The organism is Amycolatopsis sp. NPDC000009, from assembly GCF_055563465.1.
Window position 1 is genome coordinate 218,794 of record NZ_JBVHDI010000005.1, and the last position, 16,943, is coordinate 235,736.

Below are 16,943 nucleotides of genomic sequence, written 5' to 3' on the forward strand. Positions count from 1 at the left end.
GACGGGAAAGATGCGGAGAATCCTTGACACCAGGCGGAACTCCTGTTCCACATTTCAGGACCGGTGTAACGGATCGGGCCGAACGGGCGAATCACGCTTAGTGGTGACGCACCCTCGTACCGTCGCGATGGCGGGCGTGCTGACCGCCGGGATCGGGATGGGTGTCGTCGCGACGACGCTCAAGATCGCCGACGGCACGCACACCGTGCTCGACACCACCCTGTCCTCGACGACGGGATTCCTCTTCCTCCTGGCCGGCGCCGTCGCGCACGTGCGCCGCGCCTCGAACCCCATCGGCCTGCTCATCGCCCTGGTCGGGCTCGCGTTGTTCACCGAGGACCTGCAGTTCGCCGACGAACCGCTGGTGCATACGGCGGGGCTGGCGCTGTCCGCCGCGTCCAGCCCGGTGATCGCGCATCTCGTCCTCGCCTTCCCGCACGGGAAACTCCGGTCGCGCTGGGAACGGGTGCTCGCCCTCGCCGCGTACGCCGTGGTGTTCGGCTCGGCCGTCCTCGGCCTGCTGGTCAACGACGATCCGAAGAACCTCGCCGCCATCGCCGCGTCGCCGGAGGCCGAACAGCTGGTCAAACGGCTGCTGGAGCTCGTCGGCGCGCTGATCGGCGGCGGGGTCGTGGTGGTACTGCTCTACCGCTGGCTCACCGGGCGGATTCCGCAGCGGCGGCTGCTCTCCCCCGTCCTCGCGATCGCCGTGGCCGGCGCGGTGAGCACCACGGTCGGCAGCGCGCTCGGCTCCGGGCACCCGCTCGCCGAACCGCTGCTGGACGTCTACCGGATCTCGTTCTGCCTGTGGCCGCTGACGTTCCTGATCGGGGTGCTGCGGGCGCGGGTCGGCAACGCGGAGATGATCCGGCTCCTGCTGGAACGCGACGGCACCGGGCTGGCCGCGCTCGTGCAGGACGACGAGGTGTGGAAGGACAGCCGGTCGATCGACGCGCTCAACGCGGCCGCCGGGCTGGTGCTGGACAATCAGCGGCTCGCCGCGGAACTGGAGGAGCGCCTCGTCGAGGTCCAGGCCTCCCGCGCCCGTATCGTGGCCGCCGCCGACGACGAACGGAGGCGGGTCGAGCGGGACCTGCACGACGGCGCGCAGCAACGTCTGGTCAGTGTCGTCCTGCTGCTTCGGATGGCGGAACGCCGGCTCGGGGGCGAGCTCACCCCCGCCGTCGCGGCACTGCTGCGGAGCACCATCGACGAACTGCAGGCCACGGTCACCGAACTGCGCGAACTCGCACGCGGGCTCCGCCCCGCGATCCTCACCGAGGCCGGGCTGATCCCCGCGGTCCGGTCACTGCTGGACCGGGTCCCGCTCGCCGTCGACCTCGCGGGTGCGGACGTGCCGCGGCTCAGCGGTGCCGTCGAGGCGACGGCGTACTTCGTCGTCTCGGAAGCGGTCACCAATGCCTTGAAACACGCGCGGGCGGAGGAGGTCCGCGTGTGCATCCGGGTCGAGGACGACGGCCTGCGGGTGAACGTCCACGACGACGGCACCGGCACGGCCGACCTCGGCGGCGGCTCCGGGCTGTACGGCCTCCGTGACCGGGTCCGCGCGCTCGGCGGCGAACTGACCGTCGCGAGCGAACCCGGCTCGGGCACCACGGTTTCGGCGGTGATCCCGCTGGACGGCTAGGCGAGCCCGCGGATGGCGCGCGCGGGCGGCCGCGTCCCCTGGATCGACGCGACCATCTCCAGCACCTGACGGGTGCGCCGCACCTCGTGCACCCGGAACACCTTGGCCCCCTCGGCCACCGCCCAGGCCGTCGCGGCGAGCGTGCCGTCGACCCGCTCCGCGAGTTCGACACCGAGCGTCTCGCCGACGAAGTCCTTATTGGACAGTGCCATCAGCACCGGCCAGCCCGTGTCGGCCAGCTCCCGCGCGTGCCGCAGCAACGCCAGGCTGTGCCAGGTGTTCTTGCCGAAATCGTGCGTCGGATCGATCAGCACCCCCTCACGGGGGACACCGAGCGCGACGACGGCTTCGGCGTGCGCCGTGGTCTCCGCGACGACGTCCGCGACGATGTCCGGGTAGCGCACCCGGAACGGGCGGGTCCGCGGGACGGCGTTCCCGGTGTGCGAACAGACGTAGCCGGTGCCGAACTCGGCGGCGACCTCGGCCAGTTTCGGATCGGCTCCCGCCCAGGTGTCGTTGATCAGGTCGGCGCCGGCCTCCGCCGCGCGCCTGCCCACCTCGTGGCGCCAGGTGTCGACACTGATCACCAGGCCGGGGTGCAGTTCGCGGATCCGCTCGACGAACGGGACCACCCGTCGGATCTCTTCCTCGACGTCGACCTCCGCGCCGGGCCCTGCCTTGACCCCGCCGATGTCGACGATGTCCGCGCCGTCGGCCACCGCCCTGTCGACGGCGGCGAGCGCGTCCGGATCCGAGAAGGTCGCCCCCTTGTCGTAGAAGGAGTCCGGGGTGCGGTTGACGATCGCCATGACCAGGGCGCGGTCCCGGGCGACGCGGCGCCCGCGGAAGGTCAGCTCGTTCACGTACCGATCGTAGGCGAGCCGCCGGCTTCGGAGGAGAGTGCCGCCCAGCGGGAAGAGATCCGATCTCTCTTGACTCGCCGACGAGCACCCGGGTAGACGTTGTCCCCTAAGGAAGTTCAGCCCGGCGACCCGTTTCCCGACGTAGGAAAGGGCCCTCTGATGTCCCCAGATCCTCTTCGCGCGGCACGGCTTTCCCGGCGCACGGTGCTGGCGGGAACCGCGGGCGCCGTCGGCGCGCTCGCCCTCCCTGGCTTGGCTTCCGCGGCTCCGGTGGATTGGTCGCGCGCCGTCGTCGACTCGACGATGAAGCGGCATACCCCGGCCACCCTCGGCGGCTGGGGCTACACCCGCGGGCTCTATCTCTATGGCCAGTACCTGGTGTACAAGCGCACCAGCGAGAAGTCCTACCTCGACTTCATCCTCGCCTGGTACGACCGGTTCGTCACCGAGAGCGGGATTTCCAACAACTTCACCAATCTGGACGCGATGCGCTCCGGGCAGATGTTCCCCTTGCTGTACACCGAAACCGGGCAGGCGAAGTACAAGACCGCGGCGGACCAGTTGCGCGCCCGGTTCCCGTCCTATCCCCGGACGTCCGACGGCGGGATGATCCACGCCACGAGCCGGGTCGGGCAGCTGTGGGCGGACGGCGTGTACATGGCGCAGCCGTTCCTCGCCCTGTACGGCAAGACCTTCGGCGATGCCGCCTACTGTTACGAAGAGGCCGCCAAGAACGTCAGCGTCTACTTCGACCGGCTCAAGGAGCCCGCGAAGGGCCTGCTGTACCACGCCTACGACGAAGACGGCTCGGAATCGTGGGCGTCGGGTCCCGGACGGCATTCGAAATTCCACTGGGGCCGCGCGATCGGCTGGCTCGGGATGACCGCGATCGACCTGCTCGAAATCCTCCCCCGCGACCATCCGCGACGCCGTCGTCTCGTCGACGTCGTGAAATTCCTCGCCGCGGGGTACGCCCGCTGGCAGGACCGGGCCTCGGGCCGCTGGTTCCAGGTCGTCGACCGGGGCGGAGACAAGGACAACTGGCTGGAGACCTCGGCTTCGGCGATGTACACCTTCCTGCTCTCCCGCGCGGTGGAACGCGGTTACGTCGGCGCCGAGTACCGGCACGTGGCCGCGAAGGGCTATCGCGGGGTTCTGTCCCAGGTTTCGACCGGAGCCGACGGATCGACCGACATCTCGAACATATCCGAAGGTACGAACGTCGGGGACACGGCGTATTACTACGCGCGTAAACGCAACACCAACGATTTCCACGGTCTCGGCGCGTTCCTCATCATGAATGAGCAACTCGCCCGCTGAGGCACCACACCGGCCAAAGGGCGCTTTCCCCGCTTCCGACCTGGGGAAAGCGCCCTTCGGCCGTTTTCCGGCCGGATTCCGGGTATTGACCGGAGGCGCTAACATCGCGTGCTGCGAAGCCCACTCCCAGGAGGGACGACCGGATGCGCGAGACGCCGCCCCCGGCTTCTTATACCCGGCTCGAACTCGGTGACACCAGCACGATCCCGGTCGGTGTGACGGTTTCCCCGCACATCTCGCTGGTTTCGATGCTCGTCGAGGTCGTCGGCGGGTACGACCGAGGCCTGCCCGCCGCCTGGCGCCGTCAGGTGGGCTCGGCGATCCCCGAGCAGGGCTACCGCGCGGCGAGCTCACTCGCCCGCCGCGGCACCTCGGTGCAACCGGACTTCATCGTCCCGATCAGTCCCGGTGCGGACGCTTCCGCCGCGACTCAGGCGGAAATGCTGCGTGAGCTGACGGAATCCGACGTCCTGAAAGGCCTGGAAGAGGTCTTCGGCGACCAGGTGCCCGCTCAGTGGCGGCAGGCCGCCGACCATCCGAGACGCTGGGCCGCCTCGCTCGCGGACGCCTTCACCGCGACCAGGCTGGCGACCGAAACCCTCTGGGCCAAGGCCCGTCCCCTGCTCGACCGCGAGATCGAACGGATCGGCGTCGCCTCCGTCCGTGGCGGGACCGACGCGGTGCTCGGGCTGCTGCGGCCCCATTTCCGGTTCAGCAACGGCTGTCTGCTGCTGCCCGACGCCGAGCCGGCGAAGTACGCCGTCCGTGGCCGCAAACTGATCCTCGTCCCGATGCTCGCGGGCAGCCGCTCGGTGGTGTCCAACTTCGACGAAGAGGACGCCGTCTGGATCGGCTACCCGCTGCCGGGGCTCGACGGCCTGCTCGACACCGGCAGGACCGAACCGGCCCCCGGTGTCGACGGGCTCGACCTGGTCGTCGGCGCCCACCGCGCGAAACTGTTGCGGCATCTGGGAAAGCCCGCCCGGATGGGCGAGATCGCGAATCTGCTGTCCTGCGCCGCGAGCACCGCGACCTACCACTGCGAACAGCTCGTCACGGCGGGGTTGATCCAGCGGCACCGCGAGGGTCAGGTGGTGCTGGTGGTCCGGACGCCCCGCGGCGACGCGCTGGTGGACCTGCTCTCCTGACTCGTGAGTGGTAAGGACGGTTCTAACCGTCCTTACCACTCACGAGCCCCTACACCCTCTGGAGCCCCGGCTTCCCCGCCTCGACGACGTAACTGCGGTCCGCGGCCAGGACGACCTTCGAGAAGTCGTACTCGCTGGTGTCCGAAACCGTCATGAAGTCCGCCCGCATCTGCGTTTGCGACGCCGTCACCCGGACGTAGCCACGCTTTCCCCGGCAGTACTTGATATGCGGGTTGCGCGAAAGCCACGTCGACGACGGATCGGTCGCGGTGTCGCTGTTGCTCGTGACCGAGGTCGTCACCAGTTCCGAACCGAACACCGGGTCGCTGTGGTTGAAGTAGTCGCGGCGCAGGTCGGCCGCCCAGTGCCGGTGGACGTCGCCGGTCAGCACGATCGGGTTCGGCACCTTGCGGTCCACGATGCCCTTCGCGATCCGGTCACGGGAAGCCTCGTAACCCTGCCAGGAATCGGGGCTCTCGCAGGTCGCCTTGTTGCCGTCTCCGTCACGGGTGGCGAAGAAGACCTGCTGGCCCAGGAAATCCCACTTCGCCGGATGTGTTTCCAGCGCCTTCAGCAGCCAGGCCTCCTGCGTCGTGCCCAGGATGCTGCGCGACGTCGACCGCATGTCGGTGCACGACGGGCCCGCCGAACCGGACGGGTCGGTCACCTGCGCGTTGCGGTACTGACGGGTGTCGAGCATGTGGAACCGGGCGAGGTTGCCCCAGCCGAACTGCCGGTACAGGCGGATCGACGCGCCACTCGGCTTCGCGGTGGACCGGATCGGCATGTTCTCGTAGAACGCCTGGAAACCGGCGGCCTTGCGCTCGGCGGTGGCCGGGCTGGTGGTGCCGTTCCAGTTGTTCATCACCTCGTGGTCGTCGAAGACCACGACCCACGGCGCCATCGCGTGCGCGTTCTGCAGGTCGGCGTCGGTCTTGTGCTGGGCGTGCCGCGCGCGGTACTGGGCGAGCGTCTTCACGTCCTCGGTGAAGGCCAGCCTGCGCGGGTTCCGGTCGGCGGCGGCGCGGCCGGACTTCCGCTCGTACATGTAGTCGCCAAGGAACAGCACCAGATCCGGGTTGTCGGCGAGCATGCCCTTGTACGAGTGGTACCAGCCTTCCTCCCAGTGCTGGCAGGAGGAGAAGCAGTACTTCAGCTGGTTCACCGCGGCACCGGCGGCGGGGGCGGTCCGCGTCCGGCCGACGGGCGAGATGTGGCCGCTGGTCTTGAACCGGTAGAAGTATTCCCGTCCCGGCTCCAGTCCGACCGGTTCGATGTGCACGCTGTGCCCGGAAGCGCGGGCCGCGGTCACGGCGCCCTTCTGCACGACCGAGGAGAACGCCTGGTCGTTCGCGATCTCCCAGTCCACTGTGTACGAAGCGTCCGGCATACCGCCGAAACCGTCGGGGTTCAGCGGGGCGGGGGCGAGCCGCGTCCACAGCACGACACTGTCCGGCAACGGGTCACCCGAGGCGACCCCGAGCTGGAACGGGTCGTGGATGGCGGGCGCAGCCGCCAGTGTTCTCGCGTTCGCCCACGAAGGCACCGTCGACGACAACGCCGCCGCCGAAACCGCCGCGGCCCCGCCGAGGAGTACCGCACGCCGATTCACCTGGCCCATGAAAATTCAACCTTTCGAAGTGGGGAAAGAGCGGGGAGGGATTTCACGCGGCGTAATCGGTGATGCCGCCACTACAGGCTTCGAGCACCGGGTTGGCGGCGGCGTCGGCGACGCAGACCTTGTAATAGACCCACGACCCCTTCGCGACCGGCACGGCCTTGTCGACGTGGGTGCCGTTGCCGCCGGAGGCCCAGACGTAGAACGGGCCGGCGCCGCCCTTCAGCCAGTACGCGACCACGGCGGACTTCCCGTCGGCGTTCCGGTCGTAGACCAGGAAATGCGCGTCCGACGAGCGGAACCGGCCTTCACCCGCGCAGACGCCGGTGGAGCATTCGGCACTGCCGGAACCGACCCCGCAGTCGGGCGCGACCCGCTGATCCGAACCGGTGTAGACGTAGCCGTCCGAGATGTAGCCACCGAGCGCGGGGACGTAGTCCCACAACGTCGTGGTGCCCAGCGGGCCGGCGACCGAGGTCCCGGTCGTCTGGCAGTCGATGGTCACCGTGGCGCCGTTGGCCACCGTGCGCACCGTGGTCGAGGAGGTGCTCGGGGCGCGGCGGACGTTCAGCGGATCACCCGCCGTCTTCACGGTCCCGGTGGCCGCGGCCAGTGCGGGAGTGGCTCCGGCGAGGCCCAGGGCGCCCGCCGTCACCAGCACGAGAAAGAAACCGGCGAGCCGCCGGACACTTGAACGCTTCATGACCGCAGGGTCGACCGGCGTCGTACACATCACGTACAAACGCCGGCCGCTGTCTGCACATGCATGCGAATGGATCTAGCCAACCATGGCGGGACGGCAATATTATCAGCGGATATGGGGCTCCTGCCGTATTGGCGGTTTAGGTGACTATTCTCGGGTTTCGCGTTCTCGGTCCGCTCGAAGTGGCGGTGGACGGGCAGGTGGTGCCGCTCGGCGGGCCCAAACCCCGGCTGCTGCTGGCCGCTCTCCTGCTCCAGCCCAACGTCGTCGTCTCCACCGAACTGCTGATCGAGGTCCTGTGGCCTTCGTCCGCTCCCCGTTCGGCGGCGGCGAACATCCGCACCTACGTCCATTCACTCCGCAAACGTCTCGCCGACCACGACCCCGAACTCGGGGAGCGCATCGGAAGCCGGGCATCCGGATACATCCTCAAGGCCACCCCCGGCGAGATCGACCACATCCGCTTCGGTGAATTGGCCGCCCGCGCGCAGGACGCGCTCGGCCACGGGGAAGCCGAATCCGCCCTCGGCCTGCTGGATCAAGCGGAAGCACTGTGGCGCGGAGAAGTTCTCGAAGGTCTCCCCCACGACCACGGCTGGGGCGCGACGGTCGCCCGGCTGACGGAACTGCGGCTCGCCGTCCAGGAGCAGCGCCTGCGGGCGAGGATCGAACTCGGCCGGACCGCCGAGGCCGTCGCCGAGCTGCGCGGCCTGGTCACCGAACATCCCCTGCGCGAGGAGCTCTGGCAGCAGCTGATCGTCGCGCTGCGGGCCGACGGCCGCACGGCCGACGCGATCGAGGCCTACGAAACGGCCGAGAAGGTCTTGGCCGACGAGCTCGGCACCGAACCGGGGCCGCGGCTGCGGGAACTGCGGGCCTCGCTGGTGCTCACCCCGGCCGCGACCCAGGACGCGGTGTCCGCCGCCCTCACCGTGCCGATGACCCCGGTCTGCCAGCTGCCGCTGGACCTGCCGGACTTCACCGGCCGCGACGAGGTGGTCAGCGCGCTCGTCGGCCTCTTCCACAAGCGTCGTGCACAGGGAAAGCCCGCGATCGCGGTGCTTTCGGGGGCGCCGGGGATCGGCAAGTCGTCGGTCGCGATCCGGGTGGCGCACGCGGTCCGTGACGACTTCCCGGACGGTCAGCTGCACGTCGACCTCGCCGGGACGTCGTCCTCGCCCCGCCCTCCGATGACCGTGCTCGCCGAGTTGCTCCGCGCGCTGGGCGTCCCCGACGCCGGGCTGCCGCGTGATCTTCCCGAGCGCGCCGCGTTGCTGCGGTCCCGGCTCGCGACCCTGCGGATGTGCGTCGTCCTCGACGACGCCGGCAGCGCGGCGCAGGTCCGCCCGCTGCTGCCGGGCGCGGGTTCCTGCGCGATGCTGATCACCAGCCGGGTCAGGATGCCGGATCTCGCCGGGGCCACCCCCGTCGACGTCGACCTGCTGCCCGAAGCCGAGGCCGCGACGCTGCTCGAAGGCATCGTCGGCACCGAAAGGGTCGCGGCGGAGCCGGAATGCGCGACCGCGATCCTGCGCCACTGCGGATATCTGCCGCTGGCGATCCGGGTCGCCGGGGCGAAGCTGACCCACCGGCCTGGCTGGACGTTGCGCGTGCTGGCCGACCGGCTGCGCGACGAAAGACGAAGATTGGACGAACTCCGCGTCGGCGATCTCGCCGTACGGGCCAGTGTCACGCTCAGCTACGACCTGCTGCCGATGTCGGCGGCGACGGCGTTCCGCGGCCTCGGCGGGCTCGGCTCGGTGCAGTTCCCCGGCTGGGTGATCGCGGCCCTGCTCGGGCGCACGCATGGTGAAGACGTCCTCGACGTGCTGGTGGACGCTCATCTGGTCGAGCTCAGCGGCTCGGACGCCACCGGCGAGCCCCGCTACCGCCTGCACGACCTGTTGCGGTGTTACGCCCTCGAACTGCGGGCACAGGACGTCCCGCTGAAGGCGCGCGACGCCACGAAACGGGTGCTGGAGGGCTATCTCGCGCTCGCGGTCGAAGCCGCGGACCGGATGCCGATCCATTTCTTCGGGCTCTACCGGGACGACACGGCCGTCCAGCCCGCGCTGCCGCCGGGCACCGCGCATCTGATCGAGGATCCGGCCGCGTGGTTCGCCGCCGAGCGGCACACCTGCGTCGCCGCCGTCTCGCTCGCCGCCGATCTGGGCTTCGACTCGCTGGCCTGGCGGCTCGCCGCCGCGCTGGCGCCGTACTTCGACCAGCGCGGTCACCAGGACGACTGGATGCACACGCACGCCGTCGCGCTGGCCGCCGCCCGCCGGTCCGGCGAGGTCCGCGGCGAGGCGATCATCCAGCGCAACCTCGGGCAGATCCAGCTGTACCAGGACAGCTACGCCGAGGCCCTGGTCGCGTTCGAGCAGTCGCAACTGCTGTTCGACAAGATCGGTGACGCGCGGGGCGCGGCGATCGCGCTGGCCGGGCTGGGCACCGTGCTGCGGATCAAGGGCGAGGACACCGTCGCGTTGGAACACTGTCACGCGGCGCTCGACCAGTTCTCGGCGGCCGGCGATCCGCACGGCGAGGCCGTCGCGCGCATCGCGATCGGCGCGGTGTGGCTGGCGCGGCGCCGGTACGACGACGCGGAACGCTGGTTCACCGAGGCGCTGGAGCAGTCCGCCCGGATCGGCGACCGGCACCGCGAGGCGCACGCGCTGAAACGGCTCGCCATGCTGCGTCAGCACCAGGGCAATCTCGCGGGCGCGCGGGAGCGGGTCGACCGGGCCATCGCGATCTTCAACGAACTCGGCGACGACCACTGCGTCGGTTACGCGAACCAGAACCTCGGCGAGCTGTATCTGCACAGCGGCGACCTCGCCCACGCGCAACTGCTGCTGGTCAATTCCTTGAGCGTGCACCGGCGCAACGGGGACCGCCGATCCGAGGCCGAGGTTTCGCAGTTGCTCGGGGAACTGCACGAGGCACTGAGCCAGCCCGAGCGGTCGCGGACGTATTCGGAGCGCGCGCTGGCGTTGTGGCGGGAACTCTCCGCGCGCCCGCAGGAATCCGCGCTCGCCTCACGCCTGCAGGAGTCGGCCGAAGCGTCGTACGACGACTCGGCGAGCGCCTGAAGGTTCACCCACCGCGACCAGATGCCGAATGGCGTTTGTATCGATCGTGTACAGGTCCCGGCGAAGCTCCCTTCGTAGCAACCGAGAGTGCTCGAAGGGAGACCGGAATGGTCCGGACCGTTAAGGCCCGCCGGGTGATGGCGGCCGTGCTGGCCGTGGGGGCGGTCACCGCCTTGGCCGCCAGCCCCGCGAACGCGGCGCCCGAAGGAAGCTGGCGCGCCGACCTGTCCACTGTGGACGGCGACGACGTCAACGTCCGCAGCGACGGCGGCGTGCTCAGCCTGGAAAACGCCGCCTGGCACAGAAAACCCGACTCCGTCGGCAGCCAGGGTTACCTGCTGCTCGCCGAGCAGAAGCTCGGGAAGCCGGTCAACCGCGTCACCGCCCAGGTGACCGCCGACGCGCCGAAGGGCACCGAGGTCGAGGTCGACGTCCGGGGCAAGCTCAACTCCCAGGACTGGACGGAGTGGACGCCCACCGAAGGCGGCGCCGCCCAGCTGTCCGCTTCGGTCTCCACGGTCCAGGTCCGCGTCGGGCTGCGCACGGTGACCGACGGTGTGACCGCGAAGGTCAGCGACGTCACCCTTCAGGGTGAGCTCGGCCCGCAGGTGAACGCGATCGGCGCGGCCGCCGCCGCGCTGACGTACAAGGTCTACGGCACCCGCGAGGGCCTCGTCGGCGGCACCACCGCCAACGGCCACGTGATCAAGTCCCGCGACCACTTCGTCGCCCTCCCCTCGGGCCGCGGCCTGGCGCCGAAGAACACCGGCAACTACACCGTCCGCGTCTGCCGCACCGACAACAGCCGGTGCGAGTACGCGCCGGTGTGGGACGTCGGCCCGTGGAACACCAAGGACGACTACTGGAACCCGTCGGCCACCCGTCAGATGTGGAAGAACCTGCCGCAGGGCAAGCCCGAGGCGCAGGCCGCGTACCAGGACGGCTACAACGGCGGCAAGGACGAGTTCGGCCGCAGGGTGGCCAACCCGGCGGGCATCGACCTCGCGGACGGCACCTTCTGGGACGGCCTGAAGATGTCGGACAACGGCTGGGTCAACGTCTCCTACCTGTGGACCGGCTCCGGCCCGACCGGCGTCATCAGCACCGCCGGCGACCCGATGAACGTCCGGGCCTCGGCAAGCACCTCCGCGGCGATCAAGGGCCTCGCGGCGAACTACGCGAAGGTCAACATCGAGTGCTACGTCGAGGGCGAGACCGTCACCGGCAGGTTCGGCACCAGCAAGATCTGGGACCGGATCGGCCCGGGGCACTACGTCTCCGACACCTACGTGCAGACCGGCTCGGACCTGCCGGTGGCGCCCAAGTGCTCGTGAAACACCCCTGAACCCGCTTCGGCCGAAGGCCCCGCTATCGCGGTGGCAGGCCGCGCCCTGCCGACGTCGATCGCGGTCGCGGGTTCAAAGGCCGAACACAGACGCGAAGGCCCGGCGTACCCCATAGCGCCGGGCCTTCGCCCTTTCGTCCGCCCTTTTTCCCGCGCGGGCGGACCTGGGTCCAGGCGTCCGCCATCGAGACCATGCGGTGGCCACGACCTGAGGGGGTCCGCATGAATCCGCCTGAAACGACCACGTTGCGCGAAAAACTCTCCGGCACGGTGATCACCGCCGCCGATCCGGGTTACGACGCCGCCCGCGCCGTGTGGAACGGCGACATCGACCGGCGCCCGGCGGTGGTCGCCGAATGCGCCACGCGCGAAGACGTCGTCACCGCGCTGGCCTTCGGCCGCGACAAGGGACTCGAAATCACCGTGCGCGGCGGCGGGCACAGTTTCAGCGGTTCCGCCGTCGCCGACGACGGTCTGGTGATCGACCTCGGCGGGCTGCGCCGGATCACCGTCGACCCGGACGCCCGCACCGCACTGGCCGGCGGCGGCGCGCTCTGGGCCGACGTCGACGAGGCGACGCAGCGGCACGGGCTCGCGACGGTCGGCGGCACGGTGAGCGACACCGGCGTCGGCGGCCTCACCCTCGGCGGTGGTTTCGGCTGGCTGACCGCGAAACACGGGCTCACGATCGACAATCTGCTCTCGGCGGAGGTCGTGACGGCCGACGGCCGGATCCTGCGGGCTTCCGAGGCGGAGCATCCGGATCTCTTCTGGGCGCTGCGCGGCGGGGGCGGGAACTTCGGCGTGGTCACGGAATTCGAGTTCCGGCTGCACCGCGTCGGCCTCGCCGAGGTCGGGCTGTTCTTCTGGACACTGGCGGACGCGTCCGAAGCGATGCACTTCGCGAAGGGCGTCATCGCGTCCCTGCCGCCAGGCACCGGTTCCATGCTCGTCGGGCTCAACGCGCCGCCCGCGCCGTTCGTCCCACCGGAGCTTCACCTCGCGCCGGGTCTCGCGCTGGTCGTCGCCGGCTTCGACGGTCCCGAACGGCACGCCCGGCTGGTCGAGCGGATCCGGGGCGGCCTGCCCGCGGCGTTCGAACTGGTCACGCCGATGCCGTACGCCGATCTGCAGAAACTGCTCGATCCGACCGCGCCGCGAGGCATCCTCGCCTACGAGAAGTCGCTGTACGTCGCCTCACTGTCCGAAAAGGTCATCGACCTCATCGCCGCGCGCCTGCCGGACAAGGCGTCGCCGACGACCGTGCTGCCGATCGTGCCGCTGCAGGACGCGTTCTCGACGGTGCACGACGACGCGACCGCGTTCGGCGGGCCGCGGACGCCCGGATTCGTCGTCGGGCTGGCGGCGACCGCCTCGACACCGGAACTGCTGGCCGCGGACCGCGTCTGGGCGCGGAGACTGTGGGAGGAGCTCCTGCCGCATTCCAACAACCACGGCGGCTACCTGAACTTCATGAACGAATACGACGAAGACCGGGTGCGCACGGCGTTCGGCGCGGAGAAGTACGCGCGGCTGGCCGCCATCAAGGCGGTGTACGACCCGGACAACGTGTTCCGGCACAACGCGAACATCCGTCCCGCTGAGTGAGCCCTGTATTCACAACCATGAACGGTCTTCACAATACCGGCATTGTCATGCGAAACTCCCGTGACGCATTTCCCACTGACGAATGGCGGGCATTGTGAGCGTTTCCCGGCGAACCCTGTTGACCACCGCTGCCGGTGCCGCCGTCGCGGCGACGACGATCACCCCGGCCGCCGGCGCGGCCGAGGAAACCACCGACAGCCTAAGGACTTTCCGCCGAACGGCCGATTACGCGGTGACCAAACTGCGGGCCGTCGCACCCGGCGTGACGGCGTTTCCGGAGATCACGCGGTTCGAGAAATGGACCTATTCGCAGAACGGCGGCTGGATCGGCGGATTCTGGCCGGGCACTTTGTGGCTCGCCTCGATCCACAGCGGCGATCCGCAATTCCGCACCCTCGCCATGGCGTCGGCGGAAAAGCTCGCGCCGCGCCAGTACGAGACGCGGGACCACGACCTCGGATTCCTCTTCTACCCGTCGTGGGTGACCGGCTGGCGGCTCACCGGCGACGAGAAATGGCGCACCGGCGCGCTCAACGCCGCCGCGTCGCTCATCCAGCGCTACAACGAAAAAGGGAGGTTCATCCGGGCGTGGGGCGCGCTCGGCACACCGGGCAACGCCGGCCGGGTCATCATCGACACGATGATGAACCTGGATCTGCTGACCTTCGCGAGCAAGCAGACCGGTGACCGGAAGTACCTCGACATCGCCGTCTCCCACGCGAAGACCACCGAACGGGTCTTCCTGCGCCCGGACGGCTCGACGCCGCACGTGTTCGACTTCGATCCCGACACGGGCGCCGAGATCGGGCCGAACACCGTGCAGGGTTACAGCCCGACGTCCTGCTGGTCGCGCGGACAGGCCTGGGGGATCTACGGGTTCACCACGATGTACCGGCGTTCCGGCGACCCGCTGTTCCTGCGGACCGCGCAACGCCTGGCCGACTTCGCGTTGCGCGCCCTCACCCCGGACAACGTGCCGGTGTGGGACTACCTCGCCCCGCAGGCGCCTTACGACATCAAGGATTCCTCCGCCGGTGCGGTGATGGCGTGCGGTCTGCTCGACCTGGCGAAGGTCGCGAACCGGCCGCACTACCGCGAGGCGGCGATCCGGATCCTCACCGCTTTGTGCGACACCTGCCTGACCACGAAGTCCACCCGCGCCGAGGCGATCGTGGCGCGGGGGACGCGCAACCGCCGGGCCGAGGACGGGGTCGAGGCTTCGTTGCCCTACGCCGACTACTACCTGCTGGAGGGCATTCTGCGGGTGCTGATGCCGAAGGAGATCGACAAGGCGATCGACCTGTCGAGCGTCTGAGCCCGGCGTCGCGGCCTTCGCGGTGTTGCGAAAGCCACTTTCGCAACCTTCAACGCTGTGAAAGTGGCTTTCGCAACGTACCTGCACAGGGAGGGAGGCCGCCTTCATTACCAGCCCGAAGGGGCAGAGCGACGGTTCGGCTTTCTCAAGGGATGAGCCACGCCCTGGATGTCCACAAAGGACACCACCGGATAGGTGCGGGCCCATTTGAGGCTTGTATGTTCGGTTTTCGACTGGGGTCGTGACCAGGGCTGAAGGCTCCCTTCACCGCGCCTTACGCAGCGAAGGGAGCCTTCACATACTTGGCGAGGAAGTTTTCTCGGCTGAGCCGAGGGACGGGGTCCTTCACGCACCACCGCTGGGACTGCTGGGACTGCTGGTGTCACCGAGGCACCGGGGCGGCGATCGCGTAGTCCGTGAAGGCCTCCTTCCCTACCTTGAGGGTAGGCAAGGAGGCCTTCACGGACTTCCAGTCAACCGCGACCCACGCAGCGAAGAGCGCTCAGTGCGCGTGGTGGCCTTCGTGACCCTCGTGACCCTCGTGACCCTCGTGACCACTGTGGTCGCCATGCCCGCCGTGGTGCGCGTGGACCTTCGCGTGCCCCAGCCCGCGCCCGATCATCCACTTGTTCACCGGCACCGTCAGCACGAACGCGACCGCCAGCGCGAACGCCAGCGCGCCCCAGAACAGCAGGCTCGCGAGCCCCGCCTCCATCGCGCCGGGCACCACCAGCATGATCCCGTTGTCGACGATCTCCATGACCGCGATCGACACGGTGTCGGCCGCCAGCGCCACCTTGAGCGCAGTGCCGAACGGCAGGCCCGACTTCAGCACGCCGCGCATGGTCAGCGCGTAACCGAAGACGAAGGCGAGCGCCACCGCGAGGATGATCGTCGCCACGTTGCCGAGGCCGAGCGCCGTGCCGATCACCATGCCGAGGACCTCACCGATCGCGCAGCCGGTGAGGCAGTGCAGGGTCGCCGACGCCGCCATCGACCAGCTTGCTCCATGCCGCGTCTCGTTCATGCGGGAACCATACCCCCCACCCGTATAAACGGCACAGTGACCCGTGTCTCGCGATCGCTCACCGTCACCCCCGTAGGCCGACCCGGTAATCAGCCCAGGTCGATGAACTCACTTCCGTAACCCTTTGCGCTCATCCGGTTGACCGGGGTAACCGGGGACCCCTAGTTTCGCCGGAGGTCTCCACCGCGCGTAGACCGATCGGCTGGTTCAGGTAGTTCCGTGACTATGGGGTGGAGATGCGAGGGCCGACGAAGACGCTCGTCGTTGCCACTGTGCTCGCTTGGGGCATGGTGTTCGGGCTGACCGGCTGCGGGGGTGGGGAACCGCCGGAGACGGCGGCGAAGCCGATCCGGATCGCGTTCGTCCCCAAGGTCGCCGGCATCCCGTACTTCGAGGCGATGAACACCGGCGGGCAGGCCGCGGCCAAGCAACTCGGTGTCGAATGGAGCTCGACCGGCCCGGTCACGGTGGACCCCGCGGCGCAGGTCTCCATCGTGCGCAACCTCGTCGACCAGCGGGTGGACGTCATCGCGATCGCGCCGAACGATCCGAGGACGATCGCCCCCGCGATCACCGAGGCGCGGGCCAAGGGTGTCCATGTGATCACTTCGGACACCGACGCGCCCGGCACCGATCGTGAGCTCTTCGTCAACCAGGCGACCCCGGAGGGCATCGGCAAGGCGCTCACCGACGCCCTGATGAAGAAGATGGGGAACGCGGGCAAGTACGCGATCGTCTCCTGCGGCAAGACCGCCGAGAACCTCAACGCGTGGATCGCCGTTCAGCGTGCGTATACGGCTACGGAGTACCCCCATGCGCAGCTCGTCGAGACGGTCTACGCCGGCGAGGACAAGGACAACGCCACCGCGCTGGCCAAAGAGCTGATGGCCAAGTATCCGGACCTCACCGGCCTGGTCGGCGAGTGCACGACGTCCGCGCCCGGGGTCGCCGAGGCGGTGCGGTCGCAGCAGAAGATCGGCCGCGTCTTCACCGTCGGCGTCGGGACACCGCAGGCGATCAAGCCGTACCTGCTGGACGGTTCCGCGTCGCTGTCGGTGCTGTGGAACGTCGAATCGCTCGGTTACCTCACCGCGTGGGCCGGCAAGCAGATCGCCGAGGGCAAACGGCTCAGCCCGTCGAACAAGGTCAACCTCGAACTCCCCGCGATCAAGTACGACGAGGACACGAAGACCGTGCTCCTCGGCGATCCGCTGCTCATCACGCGCGAGAACGTCGACCAGTTCAAGTACTGA

The 16,943-nt window shown here is 69.2% G+C and carries 12 protein-coding genes; 8 read left to right on the forward strand and 4 right to left on the reverse strand.

Annotated features, from left to right (window positions below; translation table 11 throughout):
• Window positions 1–127: 127 nt before the first annotated feature.
• Window positions 128–1,648, forward strand: a complete 1,521-nt coding sequence (locus ACZ3HL_RS16985) for a sensor histidine kinase (protein WP_465532239.1) — start codon at window positions 128–130, stop codon at window positions 1,646–1,648.
• Here ACZ3HL_RS16985 and folP read toward each other — a convergent pair.
• On the reverse strand, window positions 1,645–2,511 hold the full coding sequence (gene folP / locus ACZ3HL_RS16990) for a dihydropteroate synthase (RefSeq protein ID WP_465422294.1): 867 nt from the start codon (window positions 2,509–2,511) through the stop codon (window positions 1,645–1,647). The two genes, ACZ3HL_RS16985 and folP, sit on opposite strands and share 4 nt — an antisense overlap.
• A gap of 159 nt (window positions 2,512–2,670) precedes the next feature.
• On the opposite strand from folP, the gene ACZ3HL_RS16995 reads away from it, so the two are divergent.
• Window positions 2,671–3,831 (forward strand): glycoside hydrolase family 88/105 protein, encoded by a 1,161-nt coding sequence (locus tag ACZ3HL_RS16995; RefSeq protein ID WP_465531906.1) that lies wholly within the window; start codon window positions 2,671–2,673, stop codon window positions 3,829–3,831.
• Window positions 3,832–3,974: 143 nt separating this feature from the next.
• Entirely contained in the window at window positions 3,975–4,979 is a 1,005-nt protein-coding gene (locus ACZ3HL_RS17000; RefSeq protein ID WP_465531908.1) for an ArsR/SmtB family transcription factor, read from the forward strand.
• Between the two features lie 49 nt (window positions 4,980–5,028).
• Here ACZ3HL_RS17000 and ACZ3HL_RS17005 read toward each other — a convergent pair whose 3' ends face one another.
• Together ACZ3HL_RS17005 and ACZ3HL_RS17010 are read right to left on the reverse strand one after the other, a co-directional pair.
• A complete protein-coding gene (locus ACZ3HL_RS17005; RefSeq protein WP_465422291.1) occupies window positions 5,029–6,600 on the reverse strand; it encodes an alkaline phosphatase D family protein in 1,572 nt (523 codons plus the stop codon).
• Window positions 6,601–6,643: 43 nt separating this feature from the next.
• Window positions 6,644–7,300: a hypothetical protein gene (locus tag ACZ3HL_RS17010; RefSeq protein ID WP_465422290.1), complete on the reverse strand. Its 657-nt coding sequence runs from the start codon at window positions 7,298–7,300 to the stop codon at window positions 6,644–6,646.
• 143 nt (window positions 7,301–7,443) lie between these two features.
• Between ACZ3HL_RS17010 and ACZ3HL_RS17015 the strand changes: the two genes are divergently transcribed.
• From ACZ3HL_RS17015 to ACZ3HL_RS17030, 4 genes are all read left to right on the forward strand, one after another.
• The gene (locus ACZ3HL_RS17015; RefSeq protein WP_465422289.1) at window positions 7,444–10,395 is read left to right on the forward strand and encodes an AfsR/SARP family transcriptional regulator; all 2,952 of its coding nucleotides are present in this window, start codon (window positions 7,444–7,446) and stop codon (window positions 10,393–10,395) included.
• Between the two features lie 107 nt (window positions 10,396–10,502).
• Window positions 10,503–11,729 (forward strand): hypothetical protein, encoded by a 1,227-nt coding sequence (locus tag ACZ3HL_RS17020; RefSeq protein WP_465422288.1) that lies wholly within the window; start codon window positions 10,503–10,505, stop codon window positions 11,727–11,729.
• 233 nt (window positions 11,730–11,962) lie between these two features.
• The gene (locus ACZ3HL_RS17025; protein WP_465531910.1) at window positions 11,963–13,348 is read left to right on the forward strand and encodes an FAD-binding oxidoreductase; all 1,386 of its coding nucleotides are present in this window, start codon (window positions 11,963–11,965) and stop codon (window positions 13,346–13,348) included.
• Between the two features lie 94 nt (window positions 13,349–13,442).
• Entirely contained in the window at window positions 13,443–14,663 is a 1,221-nt protein-coding gene (locus ACZ3HL_RS17030) for a glycoside hydrolase family 88 protein (protein ID WP_465532241.1), read from the forward strand.
• 502 nt (window positions 14,664–15,165) lie between these two features.
• Here ACZ3HL_RS17030 and ACZ3HL_RS17035 read toward each other — a convergent pair.
• Entirely contained in the window at window positions 15,166–15,690 is a 525-nt protein-coding gene (locus ACZ3HL_RS17035; protein ID WP_465531912.1) for a DUF4396 domain-containing protein, read from the reverse strand.
• A 236-nt stretch (window positions 15,691–15,926) separates the two neighbouring features.
• Here ACZ3HL_RS17035 and ACZ3HL_RS17040 point away from each other — a divergent pair, with 236 nt between their 5' ends.
• Window positions 15,927–16,943 carry an autoinducer 2 ABC transporter substrate-binding protein gene (locus tag ACZ3HL_RS17040; RefSeq protein WP_465531914.1) on the forward strand — a complete coding sequence of 339 codons (1,017 nt, stop codon included), beginning with the start codon at window positions 15,927–15,929 and terminating at the stop codon, window positions 16,941–16,943.

Excerpts from the sequence above, each read along its gene's own strand:
- ACZ3HL_RS17040 (WP_465531914.1), top strand. The coding sequence starts at position 15,927 with ATGCGAGGGCCGACGAAGACGCTCGTCGTTGCCACTGTGCTCGCTTGG.
- ACZ3HL_RS17000 (WP_465531908.1), top strand. The coding sequence starts at position 3,975 with ATGCGCGAGACGCCGCCCCCGGCTTCTTATACCCGGCTCGAACTCGGT.
- ACZ3HL_RS17010 (WP_465422290.1), bottom strand. The coding sequence starts at position 7,300 with ATGAAGCGTTCAAGTGTCCGGCGGCTCGCCGGTTTCTTTCTCGTGCTG.
- ACZ3HL_RS17005 (WP_465422291.1), bottom strand. The coding sequence starts at position 6,600 with ATGGGCCAGGTGAATCGGCGTGCGGTACTCCTCGGCGGGGCCGCGGCG.
- ACZ3HL_RS16995 (WP_465531906.1), top strand. The coding sequence starts at position 2,671 with ATGTCCCCAGATCCTCTTCGCGCGGCACGGCTTTCCCGGCGCACGGTG.
- ACZ3HL_RS17020 (WP_465422288.1), top strand. The coding sequence starts at position 10,503 with ATGGTCCGGACCGTTAAGGCCCGCCGGGTGATGGCGGCCGTGCTGGCC.
- ACZ3HL_RS17035 (WP_465531912.1), bottom strand. The coding sequence starts at position 15,690 with ATGAACGAGACGCGGCATGGAGCAAGCTGGTCGATGGCGGCGTCGGCG.
- ACZ3HL_RS17025 (WP_465531910.1), top strand. The coding sequence starts at position 11,963 with ATGAATCCGCCTGAAACGACCACGTTGCGCGAAAAACTCTCCGGCACG.
- ACZ3HL_RS16985 (WP_465532239.1), top strand. The coding sequence starts at position 128 with ATGGCGGGCGTGCTGACCGCCGGGATCGGGATGGGTGTCGTCGCGACG.